Consider the following 20634-nt stretch of genomic DNA (forward strand, 5'->3'; position numbering starts at 1 on the left):
GGGGCGAGATGCCGACTTGTCGGCGCCCTTGACGTCGTGTGAATCCTCCGCTGCGGACCCGGTCTTACCTGCGTCGGAACTATCTGTTTCTGTACTCACGAATCAACACTCACAAATCTCTGCTCACGATCCACCGGGCTCGTAGATCGCTTCGGCAAGTGCCGCCATGACACGTCCGGTGTTCGGCCCGAAGCTGAGCAACACTCCGTCCTCCATGTCGACTACTCGTTTGTTCTTTCCGGCCGGTGTCTGAGCAATGCCAGGGACCTTATCGAGGCCGTCGATACCGCCGATCGACGCCAACCCGTCCGTCATCATGAGCAGGGCGTCCGGCGCGGCGGCGATGAGCGCTTCGCTGGTGATGGGCACGAACTGTTGTGTGATGCCCGAGGCGGTTCCTGCATCGGTGGCGCCGAGTGCCTCGATCAAGGAATCGGCTCCGGACCCTTCACCGCCGATCATGGTGATGGCCGATCCGCGCATGTAGAGGAACGCGATCTTCAGTGGATCGCCCTCGGCGGGGACCAGATCACGAGCTCCAGCGATTTCCGATTCGGTCCGATCGACCAGCGCCGCGCCCTGGGCGGGGACGCCGAGCGCGTCGGCGACGGCCTGGAGTTGTCCCGGCACACCCTCGAGTGTTCGGGTGGGATCGAAGAAGACGACAGGAACACCGGCGGCGCGCAACTGATCCTGGACGCTCTTGGGCCCGATACTCGTGTCGGTGAGAACCACGGTGGGATCGAGGTCGAGGATCGCCTCGGTGTTGAGCGATTGGCCGCCGACCGTGACAACCGGAACGTCTGCGACTGCGGGGAACTTGGCTGCAGTGTCGCGGCCGACAAGATTGTCACCGAGGCCGAGCGCCACCGTCGTCGTCGCGAGCGTCCCGTAGCGGTCGGCCGCAACGATCCGGCTGATGTCGGTGATGGTCACGTCGACGCCGTCGAAGCTCTTCACCGTCACGGGCAGTGTCGCGGTCGGGTTGTCGGACACGGGAACCGGGCTGGAGTCTTCGAGTACTGCGGTCCGGGCACCCTGAGATGTCGTGGAATTGTCGCTGGAACCGCAAGCCACCAGACCGAAACCGGCTGCTGCGACCAGTGCCGCCGCGGCCAAGCGTTTCATCATTTGACGAGGTAGCTCTCGATGTCGCCTTCGAGGTCGGCGAACAGGTCGCCGTTGAGGCGGTACGCCAGATTCACCTCGTCGATGAAACGCTGCTGTTCCTCGGCAGGAATCTGCAGTGCATCCAGATTCGAGCGGTAATCGTCCTTGAAGGGCTTCGGCTTGGGGATGCCTTCGAAGATGTAGAAGCGAAGTCCGTCGGTCTCGAATCCGTAGGCGCGTTCGAGCATGCGGCGGATGATCTGTCCGCCCGAGAGATCGCCCATGTACCGAAGGTAGTGATGTGCGACGAAGCCGGCAGGCCAGTCGAACGCCACCTCCTTCAGGCGGGCGATGTAGCGCTCGGTTGCCGGCAGTGCCACGAGTTCGTCGCGCCAGTTCGGTCCGCCGAGGAATTCGAGATCGGACTCGAGTGAAGCCACCCGCAGCAGATCCTCGGACAGGAACGGAGTGACCAACTCGTTGTCGGCGTGGGTGCGGCCGGCTTCTTCGAGGCTGGTGTAGACGAGGTAGGTCTGCCCCAGGAGAGCGGCATAGCCTGCGGTGGTCAGCTCACCGCCGAGCAGAGCATCCACGAAACGCGACTGCTCGGTCTCGCGGTGCGCTGCGTCCGTCTCGGTCTTGATTCGTTCGGAGAAGGCGGGGCCTGCGTCTGCGGAAAGGCTGTCTGCGTCGAGCGTGGTCATGGATTCTCCTGAGGCTGTAGTAAAGCGTTGCCTACTAGGTTAGCCTGCCCTCGCCAAGACGATACCTTCGGTATTTCGATCAGCGGGACAGATCAAGCGCTCACGTCGTCGAGAGCCGCGGCAATCGCTTTCGGAAGTTCCAATTCTTCGGTTGCCAGTACTCCTGTCAACTGGGCGAGATCACGCGTGCCGACGACGGCGCTGGCCACCCCGGCGCGATCGCGCGCCCAGGCCAGTGCCACCGCCAGTGGTGAAGTACCCAGACCGTCGGCGGCGGTAACGACGGCGTCGACCACCCGGATCGAGGAATCGGTGAGGTAGCTCTGAACGTCCTGTGAATGTGCTTCGTCGGCGCCGCGGGAATCGACGGGAATGCCGTCGCGGTATTTGCCAGTCAGAACGCCGCCCGCGAGAGGCACTGCGGCGAACACTCCGACGCCGTGATGGGCCGCCGCTGCGAACAATTCCTCCTCGACGCCGCGTGCGAGCAGTGAGTACTCGGCCTGCGTCGCGGCGAGTGTTGTTGCGCCACCGGCTCCGACGGCCGTCGCGAGCTGCCAGCCGAGGTAACCTCGTACCCCGACGTACCGCACCTTGCCGCTCGAGACCGCGTAGTCGAGGGTTGCTGCAACCTCGTCGACGGGCGTGAGCGGATCCCAGGTTGCGACCTGCCACATGTCGAGGAAGTCGGTTCCGAGTTCACGAAGAGTCGCGTCGAGTTGGCGGAGCAATCCGCGCCGCGAGCAGTCGACGCGGTCGGTGCCGATCGGAGTGGGATCGATGCCGGCGCTAGAGCTGATGATGAGTTCGTCACGCGGAACGACGTCGTCGAGCAACTCGGCGAGGATCCGTTGCGCCGCACCGGCGCCGTACGCGGGCGAGGTGTCGACCAAGGTTCCGCCGGCCTCGGCGAAGGCGAGCAGCTGCGCCGCAGCCTCGTCGCCGTCCGTGTCGCGTCCCCATGTCAGTGTGCCGAGCCCAAGTCGCGAGACCCGAAGTCCGCTCGTTCCGACAGATCTGTGCTTCATAACCGCCTGCATCTCGCGCCCGACTCGTGTGCGCAAGTGCGGCACCCGAGAGATCTCACCACGTGCAGACTAGTGGGCGCTCGCCTCGAGTCGGGGTATTCGGACACGGACGTGCCGGGCGCGGCGCGCTGCAGTGAGCACCGGTAGCGTGGCGCCGGTGAAACGTGAACCCGACACACGAAACCTGTGTGCAGTAACCCCATTCGAATCAGCCGGGATCGGTGAGTGATGGGCGAAGCGATGACCTGGCTCCAGGCCGTGATCCTGGGCCTCGTGCAGGGATTGACCGAGTTCCTGCCCATCTCGTCTTCCGGACATTTGCGAATCGTGTCGGAGATATTCTTCGGCAGTGACGCCGGTGCGTCCTTCACCGCGGTGACGCAGCTCGGCACCGAGCTGGCAGTGCTGATCTATTTTGCGCGCGACATCGTGAGGATCATCACTGCCTGGTTCCGGGGTGTGTTCAACGCCGAGCATCGGGGCGATCTCGACTACCGCATGGGTTGGTACGTCATCATCGGCACCATTCCAGTCGGCATTCTCGGGTTCTTCTTCAAGGACCAGATCCGTACCGGCGCACGCAATCTGTGGTTGATCGCCACAATGTTGATCGTGTTCGCGCTTGTCATCGCCGCTGCCGAGTACTACGGGCGCAAGACTCGGCCCATCGAAACGCTCACAGCGCGCGACGGCATCATCATGGGTTCGGCGCAGGCACTCGCGCTCATCCCGGGCGTCTCGCGCTCAGGTGGCACGATCAGCGCCGGTCTTTTCCTCGGGCTCACCCGTGAGGCCGCAGCTCGTTACTCGTTCCTCTTGGCGATTCCGGCAGTTCTCGCCTCCGGTTTGTTCAGCCTCCCGGATGCCTTCGAGCCGGCCGGTGAGGGTCTGAACGCGAGCGGTCCGCAGTTGCTGGTGGCAACCGTCATCGCCTTCGCGGTCGGTTACGCAGCGATCGCCTGGCTGCTTCGATTTGTTGTCGATCACTCCATGTACTGGTTCGTCGGATACAGAATCGCTCTCGGCGTAGTCGTCCTTGCGTTGCTGGCCACAGGGGTCGTGTCCGCGACATAGGGCCCGTTTCGACGTCGACCACCCGTCCGTGCGGCCACCGCCCCATTAGGGTTGTGGAATGACAGTTGTCCTACTGCGGCACGGGCGGTCGACGTCCAACACTGCCCATACCCTGGCCGGTCGAACGCCGGGTGTGGAACTCGACGATCACGGCCGGAAACAGGCCGAAGGCGTCGTCGATCGGCTGGTTGGTCTGGACATCGCGGAGATCGTCCGCTCGCCGCTGTTGCGGTGCGAGCAGACGGTCGGCCCCATTGCCGTCGACCGTGGTCTGACGCCGCGGGTGGAGGATCGCCTCATCGAGGTCGACTACGGAGACTGGACGGGCCGCCCTCTCAAGGAACTGCTGGAGGAACCGCTCTGGAAAGTGGTGCAGCGCCACGCTTCCGGTGCCGTGTTCCCAGGCGGTGAAGGACTGGCCCAGGTCCAGGCGCGAGCCGTTGCCGCGATCCGCGAGCACGACGCACGGCTGGCCGAAGAACACGGCAAAGACGTCGTCTGGATCGCGTGCACGCACGGCGACGTCATCAAATCGGTTCTCGCCGATGCGTTTGCGATGCACCTCGATTCGTTCCAGCGCATCGTCGCCGAGCCCGCTTCGGTCAGCGTGATTCGGTACACGGCCACTCTGCCGTTCGTACTGAGGGTCAACGACACCGGAGACGTGCTCGCAGCGATCGGTGCAGCGAAGGCCGCGACCAACGGCTCGGCTCCTGCACAGGAGTCCGTCCCCGGCGGAGAGGTCGGTGCGTGAGCTGTGACGGATAATGGGTACTCAGTGATGTTCTGCTCGAACTCGAGGAGGTGCAATGTCGCGCGCGATTCACGTATTTCGCACTCCTGACCGATTTGTCGCAGGGACGGTGGGCGAACCCGGTGACAGGTCTTTCTATCTCCAGGCCGTGCACGAAGCACGGGTGGTGAGTGTGCTGCTCGAGAAGCAGCAGGTTCAGGTCCTCGCCGACCGCATGGGCCTACTCCTCGAAGAGGTACATCGCCGGTTCGGAACCGAGGTTCCGCCGCAAGCCGACGACGTCTCCGATCTCAGCCCGTTGGTCACTCCGCTCGACGCGGAGTTCCGGGTGGGCACGATGGGACTCGGCTGGGACGCCGATGCCGGCGCGGTCGTCGTGGAGTTGCTTGCCGTCAGCGAGACGGAGTTCGACGAATCGGTTGTCCTCGACGACGCCGACGACGGTCCGGACGCGGTCCGTGTGTTTCTGACACCTGAGCAAGCGCGCGAATTTTCGCTGCGGTCCGAACGCGTCATCGCGGCGGGACGCGCGCCGTGCCCACTGTGTGGTGAACCGTTGGCGCCCGAGGGGCACGTCTGCATCCGCACCAACGGCTACCGACGCGGCGAGTCCTTTGGTTTTGCGATCGACGACGCAGACGACGACGAGGTCTGACGTCGTGGCCGAACCTGGGGTGCCGGACGTTCTGCTCGAGGGTGATCTGACTCTGATCGGTCAGATCACCACGGCGAGCAACGCCACGCTGGTGTGCGAGTCGACTCTGGGGGAGCAGTCCACCCGTGTGGTCTACAAGCCGGTGCGTGGGGAACGCCCCCTGTGGGATTTCCCGGACGGCACTCTGGCGGGGCGTGAGGTCGCGTCGTACCGAGTGTCCGAGGCGCTGGGCTGGGGAGTGATTCCGCGAACAGTGTTGCGGGACGGTCCTTTCGGGCCAGGAATGGTGCAGCGGTGGATCGACACCGTCGATCGCCGCGCGGACGGATCGGGCGGCCTCGAGATGGTCGACCTGTGCAGTCCCGGCAATGTCCCACCCGGGTGGTTCGAGGTTCTGCAGGCCTTCGACTCGGAGGGCGAACCCGTCTCCCTCATCCATGCGGACGATCCGCGGCTGCAACGAATGGCCGTTCTGGACGTCCTCATCAACAATGCCGACCGCAAGGGCGGTCACGCCCTCGAGGGCGTCGACGGCTCGGTGTACGGGGTTGATCACGGAATCTGTCTTCACTCGGAGAACAAGCTGCGGACCGTGTTGTGGGGGTGGGCGGGGCAGCCCGTACCGGGCGCCTTGATTACCGACGTCGCCGAACTCGCGACAACTCTCGACGGGGATCTGGGCGACGAGTTGTCCGAACTGATCACCGAGGAAGAGATCGTGGCTTTGGCGGTGCGGGCGATGCAGTTCGCAGAGTCCGCTGTGATGCCCGAACCGAACGGCCATCGAACGATTCCCTGGCCGGCTTTCTAGTCTCGAGACGTTTCCTGCTGTTCGCGAGTTGCGGTCTTCAATCCGGGTGAGCGAACCAATCGCAGTAGTTGTTCGCGCAGCGCGGCGACATCCCCGACCCCGACGGTCAATGCCGCATCTTCCTTCTCGAGCGTCAGCAGTCGCTCGTACGTCTGGCGGCCGGCGTCGGTAATCGCGATCACGCGCCGACGCTCGTCCCGCGGATCGGTGTCTCGGGTGACGTGCCCCGCTCGTTCGAGACGGTCGATCGTGCGACTCATCGTCTGATCGGTGACTCGGGCGTTCTTCGCGATGTCGCGTTGCGACGCGGGTCCACCAGCGATCGAATGGAGCACGATCAGGCCCGCGTGAGTCATGTCCTGAGACCGCAGAACCTTCTCCCACGAGTGCTCTACCAGGCGTGCAGCGGTGGACAACAGTCGGCCGGTGGGCCAGTCGTCCAGGCCGTCGCTGCTCATGTTTTTGCCTTCCGTTTGCAATTACTCAGCATGCTGAACAAAATAGTCGGCAAGTCCTCATCTGTTGCCGATCTCTGGAGACCCAGTGAGCACACCAGTACAAAATCGTCCTGTTCGTCGCCTTCGATGGATTGTGCCAGCTCTCCTCGTGATCGGCTGGCTGGCAATCGGAGGGATCGGAGGGCCGTTCGCCGGAAAGCTCAGCACGGTGCAGCAGAACGACAACACCTCGTTCCTGCCCGCCTCGGCCGAAGCCACCGAGGTCGCGAAGCTTCAAGAGAGCTTCACGGACACACGCTTCGTGCCGGCCATCATCGTGGCGGAACGATCAGGTGGACTCGAGCCTTCGGACTCCACCTTCCTGTCCCAGACTGTCGATTCATTCGTCGGTACCGAGGGGTTCGGGGACGCGTCATCGCCGCCGATCCCGTCAGCCGACGGCCAGGCACTGCAAATGTTTTTGCCGGTCGACAGCACGCTCGAGGTCAAGGACAGTGTGAAAGCGCTGCGCACGGCGCTGGAATCGAGCCCTGATGGACTCACGGTCAAGGTGACCGGACCCGCGGGGCAGGTTGCGGATCTTTCGGCAGCATTCGCGGGCATCGACGGATTGCTGTTGTTGGTCGCCGGGTCCGTGGTGATCTTGATTCTGATCGTCGTCTACCGGAGCCCGATCCTGCCGTTCGTCGTGATCTTCTCGGCGATCTTCGCCCTCGGTTTGTCGAGCTTGCTCGTATATCTGCTCGCGGACGCAGACGTCATCGCCTTGAACGGTCAGAGCCAGGGCATTTTGTTCATCCTCGTGTTCGGCGCCGCCACCGACTACGCGCTGCTCCTGGTCTCGCGCTACCGCGAGGAGTTGCGGATCGAGAAGGACAAGTACGCGGCGATGCGTACCGCGTGGCGCGCGACGCTCGAACCCGTCGCAGCGTCCGCCGGAACGGTCATCGCGGGCGTTCTGTGCCTGTTGCTCTCCGACCTGAACTCCAACCGCGGACTCGGTCCGGTGGCTGCCATCGGGATTGCCGCGTCCTTCCTCGCGTCGATGACGTTCCTACCGGCAGTGCTGGTGTTGTTCGGGCGAACTGCCTACTGGCCGACCAAGCCGAAGTTCGACGCCGACCGCGAGCACCACGACGAGGCGAACGATCACCGGTTCTGGGCCGGGCTCGCTGCTCGAATCGGTAGGCATCCGCGCCGCTTCTGGGTGGCGTCGACGCTGGTGTTGGTGATCTTCGCGCTGATGATGCCGCAGTTCAAGGCCAGCGGTGTCTCTTCGTCCGACATCTTCTTGCTCGACGTCGATTCGGTTGCAGGCCAGGAGATTCTCGGTGAGCACTTCGACGCCGGTTCAGGGTCGCCGGCCGTGGTGATCGCCAATGCCGACCAGGTCGATGCGGTCGCGGCAGCAAGTCGCGTCGACGGTGTCAGTGATGTGAGTGTCGTCCAGAACGGGGGATCACCGCTGGTTGTCGACGGACGAGTCTCCCTGCAGGCGACGCTGACCGACGCTGCCGACTCACTCGCGGCCGAAGACACGATTGTCCGCCTACGTGATGCAGTTCACGCTGTGGACGGCGCCGACGCATTGGTAGGCGGTGTCACAGCGACCGATCTCGACACCAAGACCACGTCGACTCGGGACCGGACTCTCATCATTCCGGTGGTGATCATCGTGGTGTTCGTCATTCTTTCACTCCTGCTGCGTTCGCTTCTGGCGCCGTTGCTCCTCATGGGCACCGTTGTGCTCTCGTTTGCTGCGACACTGGGCATTTCGTCGCTGGTGTTCGACCACGTCTTCGGCTTCCCCGGTGCGGATCCAGTGGTTCCGCTGTTCGCATTCGTGTTCCTCGTGGCGCTGGGAATCGACTACAACATCTTCCTCATGACGAGGGTGCGGGAGGAAGCGCTGAAGATCGGCACTCGCGCGGGTGCTCTGCGGGGACTCACAGTCACCGGCGGCGTGATCACTTCTGCCGGAGTTGTTCTGGCAGCAACCTTCTCGGCGTTGGCGGTGATCCCGCTGTTGTTCCTCGCGCAGATCGCGTTCATCGTGGCGTTCGGCGTCCTACTCGACGCCCTGATCGTCCGATCTCTGCTGGTACCGGCCTTGACCTACGACATCGGTCAGAAGATCTGGTGGCCGAGCAAGCTCGCGTCGACGCCCGAACCGGAGCAGGATCAGCCAGCACCTTCTCAGCCTCAGAGCAGCCTCCACTAGGCTCGGCAGCATGCAGTCTTGGTCCGATACCGCACTCCCGTCCGTTCCCGGTCAGGGGCCGCCGTTGCGGCTGTACGACACAGCCGACCGTCAGGTTCGTCCCGTCACGCCGGGCAAGAAGGCGACGATGTACGTCTGCGGCATCACCCCGTACGACGCCACCCACCTCGGTCACGCGGCCACGTACCTCACGTTCGACCTCGTGAACCGCATCTGGCGTGACGCCGGACACGACGTCCACTACGTCCAGAACGTGACCGACGTGGACGACCCGCTGTTCGAGCGCGCCAATCGCGACGGCGAGGACTGGATGGTCCTCGGCATGCGTGAGACGGCACTCTTCCGTGAGGACATGGAAGCGTTGCGAGTGCTACCGCCGAAGGACTACATCGGCGCCGTCGAGTCGGTGAACGAAGTAGTCGAGTTGGTGGAGAAGTTCGTGGCATCCGGCGCCGCCTACGTCGTCGACGACGCCGAGTTCCCCGACGTCTACTTCCGCGCCGACGCGACCGAGCAGTTCGGTTACGAGTCGGGCTACGACCGCGCGACGATGGAGAAGTTCTTCGCCGAACGCGGCGGAGATCCCGATCGCGTCGGCAAGCGCAATCCGCTCGACGCACTCGTCTGGCGTGCGGAGCGTCCCGGCGAGCCCTCGTGGCCCTCGCCCTTCGGGCCGGGACGCCCCGGTTGGCACATCGAATGCGCTGCCATTGCGCTCAACCGCATCGGCTCCGGCTTCGACGTCCAGGGCGGTGGCAGCGACCTGATCTTCCCGCACCACGAGTTCTCGGCTGCGCATGCCGAATCGGCGACGGGCGATCGCCGTTTCGCACGGCACTACGTGCATACCGGCATGATCGGCCTCGACGGCGAGAAGATGTCGAAGAGTCGCGGAAACCTGGTCTTCGTCTCCAAGTTGCGCGGCGAGGGCGTGGACCCCGCAGCAATCCGACTCGGACTGCTCTCCGGCCACTACCGCCAGGATCGCGCGTGGACCGAACAAGTCCTCGAGGATGCTCAGTCGCGTCTTCAGGTGTGGCGGGAGGCAGCGGCCCTCGGTTCCGCACAGTCCGTCACCGACACCGTCGCACGGTTGCGTCAGCACCTGGCCGACGACCTCGACACCCCGAAGGCTCTCGACGCGCTCGACGGGTGGGCACGCCGCGCAATCGAAGGTGGCGGATCCGACGCACAGGCACCCGGCGAGTTCGCCGATGCCGTGGATGCGTTGCTGGGTATTTCGCTTCGCTGAAGTCCTGCTGTGCGCCTTTATTAACCGCGGGCGGTTAATAAAGGCGCACAGTGGTTTCTAGGCGTAGTCCAACGCACCCTCGGCTGGGGTCGGCACCCGGCGCCGCAGCGGCGAGCCCAGCGCCCGCGCCAGATCCGTTCCGTCGTGCTCGGCGAGCAACTCACCGTTGGACCACACCAGCAGCGCGGCGCTGACTGCCTGCTCGGCAGTGGAGTGCGCGAGGTCGTAGTGCGCACAGCCGGGGACGTCTGCGTACGTGATCCACAGGTCGTAGCCGGTCATGAAGAGATCCAGATCGAACTGAACGCTCAAGCCGAGAAGCTCGCTGCGACCGTTGTCGTCGACGCCGGCGAAAGCCTCGTCCAGTGCCAGCAGACGTGGGGCGTGCGGGTCGGCCGAGTCCAACATGACATGCGCTGCTGCGAAGAGCGGAAGGTGCAGCGAAACCGACTGCTCGCCACCGGACAGCGCGCTGTGCCGAGCAACAGTGAGCCGGTCTTCCTTGCCCTCACCGCTGATCAGAGTGAACGAGAACACACGCCACTGCCGGTAGTCGAGGGCCGAGGACAGAATCTCCGGGTACGAGCGTTCGGGGTGCGCTGCGCGGGCGGTACGGATCTGAGTCGCGAAATGCGCTCGCAGCGTCGCCAATTCGTCAACCCCGAGGGCCGACGCATCTCGATCCAGCAGTTTGGAGATCGCCCGCGAGCTGTCGTCGAGGTTGTCGGCGAGCACCCAGTGAACGCCGATGGTGTTGCCCGAGGACATGCGACGCTCACGCATCTCGGTGCCCATCTGTGCGATCAACTCTCGAGCGTCGACGGTGCGCTCGTGAATCTGCTGAGCCAATCCGGTCAGCAGGGCATCTTCGAGAATGCGACGCTCGGATTCGGTGAGCAACTGCTCCTGATCGCCGCGAGCGTCGTGGATCCGCGTCGCGAATTCACCGATCGACGAATAGCCCTGATCGTCCTGCACTCGTACGACGGTCAGTCCGTCCGGTGCGTCCCACTGCAGGCGGTAGTCCTGTCCGGCGGCGGCGAGTTGCGCGTCGAAGTCCTGCAGCGCCGAGGTCAGTGCCGTGCGGGTTGCCTTGCGGGCGCCGTCGGTGACGCGGACCGCCGAGGTCGCAGCCTCGAGCGCTCGGTACAACTTGTCGACGTCTTCGGGGAGGACGGGCGGGTGCGCCGCGTCCTCGCTGCGATCTTCGTTCTGGATGCGGTAGACCAACTGATCGGGACTCATCCACGCCGCCGAACTGGCCGGCCAGCTCAGATGTTCCTTGACGCCCAACAATTCCAGTAGGTCGGGACGAGCGTAGGGCGCGAGTCGCTCTGCATCACTGCGGGTTTCGGTCAGGGTGTGACGCAACGTCTCGACAGCGGTGTTGTATGCACCCTCTGCCGTGCCGATCTGGAGGACTGCAGCGTCGTACGCCTTTCGCGCAGCACGCTGCTCGACCTTGCATTCTTCGATCTTCGCGCGTGCTTTTGCCAGGTCGAGATCGATCTGCTCGGCGCTGGCACCGAGAGTGTCGCGGAGCGTCTCGAGACGCTGCACCTGCTGGAGCAGACTCTCCTCGGCGATGGCGGCTTCTTCGGCGAATTCCTCGGCGTTGGCCCGTGATTCGTCGAGGCGGTCGCGGGACTCGCGCTCGAGTTCGACTTCCTTGGCGTGCTCGCGCCGGCAGCGCAGCGCCAGTTCACCCTGCTTCTCGAAGTGCCGGATCGCTGCGGCGAGGGAGTCCAGTTCACGGCCGACGTGCGGCGTCCGGTGCTGCGACGCCGTCGCCCGGAGTTGCTTTTCCTTCGCTGCGAGATCGGCGATCGCCGCGTCGAGTTCGCGTTGCGCTGTTTCGGTGGCCTCCGAGCGAGTGCGGAGAGCACCGGCGGATTCGGTGACGGTCTTGAGTGCGCGCAGGATCGAACCGGTCTTCGGCAATTCCTTTGCCGCAGAGTTGATCCGGCTCAGCTGCTCGTTGGTTTGCGTCACCAGTGCCTTGGCTGCATCGACTGTCGCCGCAAGCTCTTCCAGAGCCGCGTCGATCTCGGTGATCCGAGCTTCGCGTCGACGCGCCCGTGCTGTGGTGCCGATGTACTCGGCGTCGGCCTTGACGTGCCGGCCACGTGCGACGCCCTGCCAGAAGCGGCCGTCGACGCCGATCGCGACGCTTGCGTCGGAGTTGCCCGGTGCCTCGACGAGACTGATTGACGCGAGAATGTCCTGTACCCGAGCGTCGGGTACGTCGGCATTGCCTTCGACCTCGAGGACGTCGGCCAGCGTTCGTCCCTTCGGGCGCTGCTTGACCGGAAGAGCGGTCAGGAATTGCTCGCTGACGTGATCGGGAATCTTTTCGTCCGGGCAGACCCAGCCGTCCAGCAGATTTGCCGCCTGGAGCGCGGATTCGATACCTGTGGCCACGTCCGGTTCGACGGAGTCGGCGAAGCGCACCAGCTGCCACAGCGGTGCACCACCCAGTTCACTGCGGTTGTCGGTGCGTGCGTGGAAGGCAGGCGGAGCGTCGTCGTGTTCCGCCGAGACGGCTTTGCGCTCGGATTTGAGAGCCGCGATGGAGGTGTGTGATGCCGAGATTTCCGCTTCTGCTTCGCGACGACGCTCGCGCAGCGTCTCGGTTCCGGCCTCGGTGTGCTCGGCGAGAACTGCGGACAGCGCCGGAGCGTCCTCGTCGCCGACTTCGGCGAGCGCTGCGTCGAGAGCCTCGAACAGCGACGTGTCGGCGCCGACAGCCGAGAACAGAGAGGAGTGATCGGTCCACCACGCGCGCAGCCCGCTGGCGCACTGACTGCGTGCGAGTTCCACGGCAGCTTCGCCCTCGAGCACAGCCGCCTTGGACGCTTCGAGCAGCTCTTGTCCACGGCGAGAGCTGTTTTCGGCCCGGGTTCGTTCGGTCGCGGCCTTCTCGACGGTCGCCAGTGCGGTGCGGACGACGCGTACGTCACCGTCACGTTCCTCGGCATGGCCACGGACGGCGGCCGTGATCTGGTCGCTGCGTGAGCCGTCGGGCAGGGGAGTCCAGACGATGCCGGCGTCCTCGGCTGCTGCCTGCAGTTCGTCCTCGGCGCGCGAGAGTGCTTCGGCTGCACGCTTGACCGACGATGCGGCCTTGTCGGCTTCGTCGCCGCGTTGTGCGAGTGCGGCCTGCGCTTTCCGTGACTTGTCTGCCTGCTGCTCGGTCGAGAGCTTCAGCGTCGCGACGGCCTGGGCGAGATCGTCGAGTTGCTGCTTGCCTTCGTACGCGCTCGAGCGTTGCAGTGCTTCGACATTGGCGCGCGCGTTCTCGAGTGCCTGCTCGGCCTGGTTGAAGCGTTCCTCGGCAGCTGCCCGTGCCTCACGGCTGCGGGTCTGGGCGAGCGACGACTCGTCCATGGCGGCAACACCTCTGGTGACCGCTGCGAGGCGGGTACTGACCTGTTCGATCTCTCCGCGGGACTGTTGACGCAGGTACTTGGTGTAGACCCCGATGAAACTCTGCGCCGCCTGATCGGCGGCCGCCAACCCCTCGAGCGCCCGGCCGACCTCCTCCATGTCGCTGAACGAACGCGCAGCTTCGAGGACCAGCTGGTCGTCGAGCGGACGGAGACCGTCGGTGAGTGCCTGCGAAAGGCCCTTCGGGTCAAGGTTCTTCGCGAGCTGGGGGCGGCGAAGCGTGAGAATGAGGTTGATCAGCTGGTCGTAGCGCTGCACACCGAGACCGAACATCCGCGCGTCGATGGCAGTGCGGTAGTCGAGGGGACGGTCGGTGATGGAATCGCTGCCGAGTTGTTCGGCCAACTGCTTCTTGGTCAGGGGACGATCGTCGTTGCCGATCAGCGAGAAATCGACCCCGACGCGGCCGTCGGCGACGAAGTACCAGCGAGTGACCTTGTCATTGGTGCGTGTTGCACGCATGCCGATTCCCACGGTCACCGACTCGGGATCTTCGAGTGAGCCGCGGCAGAACTCCATCCACACGTAGGAGTGCGCGCTGTCCTGACCGCGGTAGAGCAGGTTGGACTTCATGGTGCGCTCTTCACCGGCGAACGGGTTGAGGCGCCGCGGTTCGATGCGGCCGTCGAAGACGAACGGGAACAGGACCTCGAGGGCCTTGGTCTTGCCGGATCCGTTGGGTCCTCGCAGAACCAGTCGACCATCGGCGAACGAGAACTCTTGGTCTCGGTAATCCCAGAGGTTGATGATTCCAGCCCGAGTAGGTCGGAAGCGGGCGTTGCTCATACGTTCTCTACCTCTGATAGTTCGCCGTTGGGGGATGGTTCGGGGCCGAATTCGTCGACCGGATCCGGTGCGGAGTTGTCCACCGCGAAGTCGATCTGAGGGTCGCGTTCGCGCACGGAGACCACGACGTCGCGGTACCGGGCCAACACGGGCAAGACCAGAACTCCGCCGTCGACCACGTGCGTCAGTCGTAGACGCTGCAACAACCCGAGCGCCTGCTTGCGCAGTCCGTTGTGATCGGCCTGCCACTGTGCCGCGAAGGTTCGCCCGAACTGGTCCACCAACTCGGTGACCTTGTCGGCGAGCCAGTCGTCGTCGATTTTCGGGTACGTGACGGGTTCCGGTGGCTCGGCCGGTTCGCCGACGGGCAGCACGAAGTCGTCGTCCTCGTCGGCGAGGTCCTCGAAGATTCCAGCCTCGGGGATGGCGGCATCGAGTTGTTCGATCAGGTGATCGTCCGACACGTGCGGGATCGGAAGTTTCGGCAGTTCGGGAGCGTCGACGTCGAGTACGCGGTCGGCAATCTCGCCGGCCAGGAGAAGTGCCACCTGAGCGATCGTTCCGGTGCTCGGGAAGCGGACGTCGGAGAGTCGACCGGTGGGATCGATCATCGCGATTCCCTCGGCGCGACGCTCGGCCACCAACCCCGTCAGGAGTTCGACTTCCGACGCGGTCTTGGACTGCGCCAACGCGATCAACTCGTGCTGATCGAGTTCGCCGGCCAGTACGACCGGGCGCTCGACGAGTGCCCGACGCACTCGGCGTCCGATCTCTTTCGCGTCCACGGGAATTCCGTCGTCCTCGGAGGCGCTCGAGGTCTCCGCCGCCAGTAGCCCTCGGATGGAGTGCAGGTGCTGCAAGGCGCGCGGCGGACGGAACAGGGCCACGACGACGGAACGATCTATGTCGTAGAGCGCTTCTCCCGCTTCGGGATTGGACGCCCAGCCGTTTGCGTCACCGTCGGCGAGGGCGATAGCGCCCCGGACGCCGAGCCAGCCGACGGCATCGACGAAGGCGTCGCGGTCCGACGCACGATCGGTGGACAGTTCGACGCCGTCGACCTGCGCGGCGTCGGCCGCGACGTGATCGGCCAACTCCGACAACGTGATCTGATTTCCGGCGCGGCCCAGAGCTGCCAGGCACAACGCCAGATAGGCGTAGCGCGTGCGATCGAAAGTTCGCTCGGAGGCAGTTCTGGCCGGTGCTGACGGGTTGAGTCGATCCGACACCGTGAACAGGCGCGCGGTGGTCTCCGTCACCTCGAGGCGGTATCCGAACAGTTCGAGCAAGTCGTCACGTAGCTCGGTGGCCCAACGGCGCAAGAGCGGCAACGCAATTCGATCCGGGTACGTCGAGGTGATCAGGTGATTGGACAGAATCACACGCGCCGCTCTTTGGTACGAATCGAGGGCAAGGGGCGTGATCTCGCGAGCTCTCATCGAACACTGACCTCGATACCGTCGAGATGCATACGTCCGCGAGCAGTCTTGATGGTGGTCGAACCGTCCGAGGGACTGAGCGTGAGCTTCACCCCGTTCTCGCTACCGGTGGAACTCTTGACGCGTCCCACCACCGGAACGCGCGCGGTCAGTGCTGCATTGAGCAGACTCAGCAAAACTTCGGTCTCCTGCTCGTTGAGTTCGCGTTGATAAACACCGTTCGACGCGAGAGATTGCGCGGCGGCGCTGCGGGTACGTTGCGCCGCCAACTGCTCTTCGCGCAGTCGGCGGATGCTGCCGTCGTTGCGGGCAACCTTGCTCGGCAGCCCGGGTGAGGGCGGCCGGCCGGTTTCGGCGAGTGTCCGCGCGATCTCCACCGGCGGTGCCTCCCACCACGAACGCGAGTGCGAAATGATGTCGGCGTCCGGATGCACCATCGACAAGTGGCGGGGTCGGCCGAGATCGAAGACAGCTTGAAACAGAGCGTGAGCTGCGTCTTCGGACGGGGTGGCGGCAAACCAGCCGGCGAGGTGCCTGAGTTGGCTCTCACGGCTGACGCCGCCGCGACGGGTCTCCGTGACGCGGCGAAGGAGCGCCAGAACCGCGGCGATCGCACTCATCGTGCCTTCACGCAGGCGTTCGGACTCGCTGATCCCCGATTCCGCGGAGACGAACCAGGCGGTCAATCCTCGCCAACGCGCAGCCCAGTCGTCTTCGCGTTCGGCGATCGGGACGAACACCCGCTCGTCACTGGCGGCGGCGAGGCGGATCATGCGATCGACACCGGTGGATTCGACGTGCTCGATCGCTTCCTTGAGCTTCGGGGCGTAGCGCGCCAGATCGGAGCTGAACTCGCGCATGTGGGTGAGCAGAGCGTCCTTGTGCGTGAGGAAAGTCTGCGGAGTGATCTCCGTGGTCCGCACCAAGTCGCCGAGGGTCAGATAGAAGTGCGCGGCTCGATCGGCCATGTCGGAGAGCGTCGAGTCGAGGCGCTTGAGCTTGCGGAAGATCAGATCGCCGTCGGAGCTTCGGTTGGCTTCCGCGAGTTCGGACATGTCTGCGAGCAGGTCCGCCAGAGCGAGACGAGAGAGCGACGCCGAGTCCAGGCGTGCGGCAAGAACGTCCTCGACTGATCGATAGACCTGGTATCCGGCCTGACCGAACTGGTAGACGAAGTGGCGATTACGGTACTCGGCCAGCGTCGCTGCACGGGTGCCGTCGTAGCTGCGCTCGAGGATCTCCCACACGTGGAGCTGATCCAACAGGGGAGTGACCTCTGCTGCCGACAGGTCGGCGGCCGGATCCGAGCCGCCGATCTTCTCGAGGATGTGTGCGACGGTTCCGGCATGCAGCAGCACGGTGTAGTTGGCCCGAGCATGGTCGAAGGCACGAAGCACCCAGAGGTACTCGGCCCGTTTTTCCGCGATCGTGAACGAAAACAGCTTCAGTCGATTGGTGTCGGCGTACGCGGCGTAATCGGGCGCACTCGTTTCTTCCACCATGACAGGGTAGGCGAGAGACGCCCCCTCTTTTTCCTACGGGCGATCCGTAGCAGGGGATGCGGCGCGTCGCCACTGTGATTCGTTCTCGATCATCCACGTGAGCAGGTGCTCGGCTGCCGCTTCGTCGGAGTCCGGGCCGACCAGAAGATCAGCGAACGCCTGGCTCGGCGCGACGATGCGGATGCCGTCGCGAGTGAGCAATCGATCGAACGCGGACGGTGAGAGGGGAGCGGTGATCCACACGTCACCGCCGGATTCCACACGTCGAAGGCCGAGAGCGTCGGCGAACTGGTCGACGTTGTCGGCATGGAAGTGTGCGCGTTGGGTGGGGGCGTACCGAGCAAAGGGCGCCGCGGCCACCGAGGCGGTACCGGCATAGATGTGACCGCTGAGCTGACGCAGTTGGTCGAAGAGAGCTTCCAACCCGTCCGGCGCGTGAAAGCCGCGAGGCGTTGGTGCTTTGGCCCCGGCCTCAGCCGCCCATTCACGAAGCATCTTCGGCCAGCGGACGTCGCCAATTCCGCCGCGGGGGAGACGCGTCACCAGTTCGCGATCCGAAAGTGTCTGCACCACCCGATAGGTTGCTCCCGTCGACGCACCGGCCAGGCGCACCAAGGCAGTGATCGCCAGTGGCGCCGCGAAATCGGCAAGCGCACGCACGACGCGAGCTGACGGATCGCCCGTCAGCTGTCCGGAAGGACGTCCGGGCCCCCGCCACGGATCGGCATCGGCCCCGCGTCCGCGAACCCAGACGGCGGGTCGATCTGCGGTCAACGACACGTTGCCCGTGGCATCTGCGTACGAGATCGCGTGGGAATCGAGCTGCCGGCGGACCGGCTCGGACAGATATTTTGCGCACACGAAGCCCGATTGGCCGGTGGGGAAGCGGTCGGCGATACCGGGAACGTCGCTGCTCAGGACACCGTGAGCGGCGTACACGCCGAATTTGGCCACCGCGCCGTCAGGGGAGCGGAGGTCGAGGCGGAGCGGCGCCTCGGACAGGTCGGGGGAGCGCTGTGTCGACAAAGACCAGGTAGGAGGCAAATTTTCTTCGATGACGGCAACCGATCGCCGGAAAATGTCGATCGGCCGTTCCGGTTCCGACTCAGATTCGCTCATGTTCCAATGGTACCAATATCTGTCGCGGACGGAAACACGAAATTTTCCGAATATGGCTCGGACGGTCGGTCACCAAACAACGGTGGCTCTTTTCCCCAAACACCTCACCATTCGCGCGACAAAATGTCCGAAACCAGCCAAGACCGATCAGCGTTGCTTCGGCATCACCAGGGGAGCGACGACGGCGAGCAGTATCGCGGGGATCAGGAAGCTCGCGGCAGGCGAAGAGTCGTAGATCGGTGTCAGGGCCAGGGGAGCAAGGGCAGCGCCGCCGAAGCGCATCGCTTGCACGACCGACACGGCGCCGCCGCGGTTGGGCCCCTCGGAGCCGAGTACCGCCGCGTTGACGCCTACCAGGACGAACTGGCTTGCGACGCCTGCGACAAACCAAGCGATCGCGATCACCGGCACCAGGCCGGCGAGGCCGACGACGGACACCAGAACTGCACCGCCCAGGGCGCCGATCATCACGGAGGACCGTGCGCCGATGCGATCGATGAGGATTCCGATGCGTCGGGCCGAGAGGATGCCGGCCACACCGAAAACGGTGAGCAGTAGGCCGCGGACGGTGGGGGACAGTCCGAACTCGTCTTCGAAGCGGAAGGCAAGCAGGAAGCTCAGCCCACCGAGGGCGCCCCAGCCGAGTAGTGCAGCGATGCCGATCCGGAGCACTTCGGGGCGCAGTGCATCGCGTAGGCGTGCGGGAGTAGTTGCCGTCGGCGCTTCGGACTTCGGGAGCCCGACGGCTCCCAGGATGCCTGCGACCACAGCAATGACGAGAAAGGCCAGACGCCAGTCGAATTCGGCCGCGAGGCCGCCGATCAACGGAGCTGACGACTGCCCAGCAGCCTGGAAAGCGCCGAAGGCTCCGAGCGCTCGGCCCAGTCGAGCCTGCGGTGTTGCAGCCGCCAACGAAGCAAGCAGTAGCGGTGTGGTGAATGCGTTCGCCGAGCCCTGCAGTACCCGGGCGGCCAGGAAGATCTCGAGAGTCGGGGCGAGGAAGCACGCCAACGACGCGAAGACGTAGACCCCGTATGCGATCCGCACGGTCCGGACTTTGCCCCACCGTGTCCCGAGTGTCCCGGACACCAACATCAGTGCGGCGAAGGGGAGCAGGTACGCGGTGAGCGAGGAGGCGGCCGCCGACGGCCCGACCTCGAGATCGTCACCGATTTCGGGGAGGATCGAAGCAACCACACCGCCGCCGAACGGGCCGAGGAACCCGCCGGCGTACAGCGCGATCAGTTGAAGCCGGAGACGCACGGGGCGCTGTGTACTTCCGCCTTCTTCCTCTGGAGTGTTCTTGCTCACAGTCCGAAGCTGCCGGGGCCTCGCCGTCTGAGGTAGCGCTCGAATTCCGCGGCGATGGCGTCGCCGTCGATCTTGGAGATGGCTTCGCTGATGTCGGTTTCAGCGTCGCCCCGTTCTTCCAGGGTGCGCACGTATTCGCCGATTTCCTCGTCGTCCGCGGTCATTTCGTTGACCGCTTCCTCCCAGTCCTCCGACTGAGCTGGGAGCTCCCCGAGGGGGACCTCGATGTCGAGAACATCCTCGACGCGTTGAAGGAGGGCCACTGTCGCCTTCGGGTTGGGTGGCTGCGACACGTAGTGCGGAACCGCTGCCCAGAACGAAATAGCGGGTACACCAGCACGAACGCACTCGTCCTGAAGGATTCCGGTAATGCCGGTCGGTCCTTCGTAGCGGGTCTGTTCCAGATTGAACCGGGCGGCGGATTCACTGCTGTACGCGGTGCCGGTGACCGGGACCGGGCGTGTGTGCGGAGTGTCTGCAAGCAGTGCACCGAGGATGACCACGGTCTTGACGTTCAGTTGGTCGATCAATTCGAGCAGATCCTCGCAGAAGCTGCGCCACCGCATGTTGGGTTCGATCCCGCGCAGCAGGACGATGTCGCTCTCGCTGCCAGGAGGCGAACAGACCGACAAACGTGTTGCCGGCCAGACGATTTCGCGGGTGACTCCGTCGACCTGACGGACCGTGGGACGGTTGACCTGATAGTCGTAGTAGTCCTCGGAATCGAGTTCGGCGAGCGGCTGGGCATCCCAGATCAGCTCGAGATGTTCGACCGCACCACTGGCCGCGTCACCGGCGTCGTTCCAGCCCTCGAAAGCTGCAACGAGGATGGGATCACGTAGGACAGGGATGTCGCCCTCGAGGCGGTCGCTGCTGTCGACGGCAAAGCCGTCAGGGCTCTCGAAGGCCGCGGAATCGTCGAAATCGACCGGGCCGTCGGGAGTGACGGGGAACTCACTTGGA

At 64.6% G+C, this 20634-nt stretch carries 16 protein-coding genes; 6 read left to right on the forward strand and 10 right to left on the reverse strand.

The features are described 5' to 3' along the window. Positions 1–123: 123 nt before the first annotated feature. From ACWF6P_RS09220 to ACWF6P_RS09230, 3 genes are all read right to left on the reverse strand, one after another. Positions 124–1131 carry a heme/hemin ABC transporter substrate-binding protein gene (locus tag ACWF6P_RS09220; RefSeq protein WP_452620831.1) on the reverse strand — a complete coding sequence of 336 codons (1008 nt, stop codon included), beginning with the start codon at positions 1129–1131 and terminating at the stop codon, positions 124–126. Next, positions 1128–1814, reverse strand: coding sequence for a biliverdin-producing heme oxygenase (locus ACWF6P_RS09225; RefSeq protein WP_452620832.1), 687 nt, complete (start codon positions 1812–1814; stop codon positions 1128–1130). Before ACWF6P_RS09225 ends, ACWF6P_RS09220 begins: the two co-directional genes overlap by 4 nt. 92 nt (positions 1815–1906) lie before the next feature. After that, positions 1907–2842 carry an aldo/keto reductase gene (locus ACWF6P_RS09230; protein WP_003946175.1) on the reverse strand — a complete coding sequence of 312 codons (936 nt, stop codon included), beginning with the start codon at positions 2840–2842 and terminating at the stop codon, positions 1907–1909. A gap of 228 nt (positions 2843–3070) precedes the next feature. Between ACWF6P_RS09230 and ACWF6P_RS09235 the strand changes: the two genes are divergently transcribed. Genes ACWF6P_RS09235 through ACWF6P_RS09250 form a run of 4 tightly spaced genes read left to right on the forward strand, consistent with a single transcriptional unit; the run spans position 3071 to position 6136 of the window. Beyond that, positions 3071–3916: an undecaprenyl-diphosphate phosphatase gene (locus ACWF6P_RS09235; RefSeq protein WP_378446071.1), complete on the forward strand. Its 846-nt coding sequence runs from the start codon at positions 3071–3073 to the stop codon at positions 3914–3916. A 58-nt stretch (positions 3917–3974) separates the two neighbouring features. Beyond that, positions 3975–4670 carry a histidine phosphatase family protein gene (locus ACWF6P_RS09240; RefSeq protein ID WP_452620833.1) on the forward strand — a complete coding sequence of 232 codons (696 nt, stop codon included), beginning with the start codon at positions 3975–3977 and terminating at the stop codon, positions 4668–4670. Between the two features lie 55 nt (positions 4671–4725). After that, positions 4726–5325 carry a DUF3090 domain-containing protein gene (locus ACWF6P_RS09245; protein WP_030537532.1) on the forward strand — a complete coding sequence of 200 codons (600 nt, stop codon included), beginning with the start codon at positions 4726–4728 and terminating at the stop codon, positions 5323–5325. 4 nt (positions 5326–5329) lie between these two features. Continuing rightward, positions 5330–6136, forward strand: coding sequence for an SCO1664 family protein (locus ACWF6P_RS09250; RefSeq protein WP_378544029.1), 807 nt, complete (start codon positions 5330–5332; stop codon positions 6134–6136). Here ACWF6P_RS09250 and ACWF6P_RS09255 read toward each other — a convergent pair. Continuing rightward, positions 6133–6594: a MarR family winged helix-turn-helix transcriptional regulator gene (locus tag ACWF6P_RS09255; RefSeq protein WP_378544032.1), complete on the reverse strand. Its 462-nt coding sequence runs from the start codon at positions 6592–6594 to the stop codon at positions 6133–6135. The two genes, ACWF6P_RS09250 and ACWF6P_RS09255, sit on opposite strands and share 4 nt — an antisense overlap. A 133-nt stretch (positions 6595–6727) precedes the next feature. Between ACWF6P_RS09255 and ACWF6P_RS09260 the strand changes: the two genes are divergently transcribed. Together ACWF6P_RS09260 and mshC are read left to right on the forward strand one after the other, a co-directional pair. After that, complete coding sequence (locus ACWF6P_RS09260) at positions 6728–8815, forward strand: MMPL family transporter (protein ID WP_452620834.1); 2088 nt, start codon at positions 6728–6730, stop codon at positions 8813–8815. Between the two features lie 10 nt (positions 8816–8825). Further along, complete coding sequence (mshC, locus tag ACWF6P_RS09265; protein ID WP_378532915.1) at positions 8826–10067, forward strand: cysteine--1-D-myo-inosityl 2-amino-2-deoxy-alpha-D-glucopyranoside ligase; 1242 nt, start codon at positions 8826–8828, stop codon at positions 10065–10067. 57 nt (positions 10068–10124) lie between these two features. Here the strand turns inward: mshC and ACWF6P_RS09270 are convergent, their stop codons facing one another. The 6 genes from ACWF6P_RS09270 to ACWF6P_RS09295 form a co-directional block, all read right to left on the reverse strand. Further along, positions 10125–14300, reverse strand: coding sequence for a TIGR02680 family protein (locus ACWF6P_RS09270; protein WP_452620835.1), 4176 nt, complete (start codon positions 14298–14300; stop codon positions 10125–10127). Then, a complete protein-coding gene (locus ACWF6P_RS09275) occupies positions 14297–15739 on the reverse strand; it encodes a TIGR02678 family protein (protein ID WP_452620836.1) in 1443 nt (480 codons plus the stop codon). Before ACWF6P_RS09275 ends, ACWF6P_RS09270 begins: the two co-directional genes overlap by 4 nt. Then, positions 15736–17241 carry a TIGR02677 family protein gene (locus ACWF6P_RS09280; RefSeq protein WP_452620837.1) on the reverse strand — a complete coding sequence of 502 codons (1506 nt, stop codon included), beginning with the start codon at positions 17239–17241 and terminating at the stop codon, positions 15736–15738. The genes ACWF6P_RS09275 and ACWF6P_RS09280 overlap by 4 nt, the downstream gene beginning before the upstream one ends. A gap of 33 nt (positions 17242–17274) precedes the next feature. Continuing rightward, positions 17275–18360: a hypothetical protein gene (locus ACWF6P_RS09285; protein ID WP_452620838.1), complete on the reverse strand. Its 1086-nt coding sequence runs from the start codon at positions 18358–18360 to the stop codon at positions 17275–17277. A gap of 147 nt (positions 18361–18507) precedes the next feature. Then, a complete protein-coding gene (locus tag ACWF6P_RS09290; protein ID WP_452620839.1) occupies positions 18508–19671 on the reverse strand; it encodes an MFS transporter in 1164 nt (387 codons plus the stop codon). After that, positions 19668–20522 (reverse strand): PAC2 family protein, encoded by an 855-nt coding sequence (locus ACWF6P_RS09295; RefSeq protein WP_452620997.1) that lies wholly within the window; start codon positions 20520–20522, stop codon positions 19668–19670. The genes ACWF6P_RS09290 and ACWF6P_RS09295 overlap by 4 nt, the downstream gene beginning before the upstream one ends. Between the last annotated feature and the right edge of the window lie 112 nt (positions 20523–20634).

The sequence above is a fragment of the Rhodococcus sp. NPDC055024 genome, assembly GCF_053608585.1.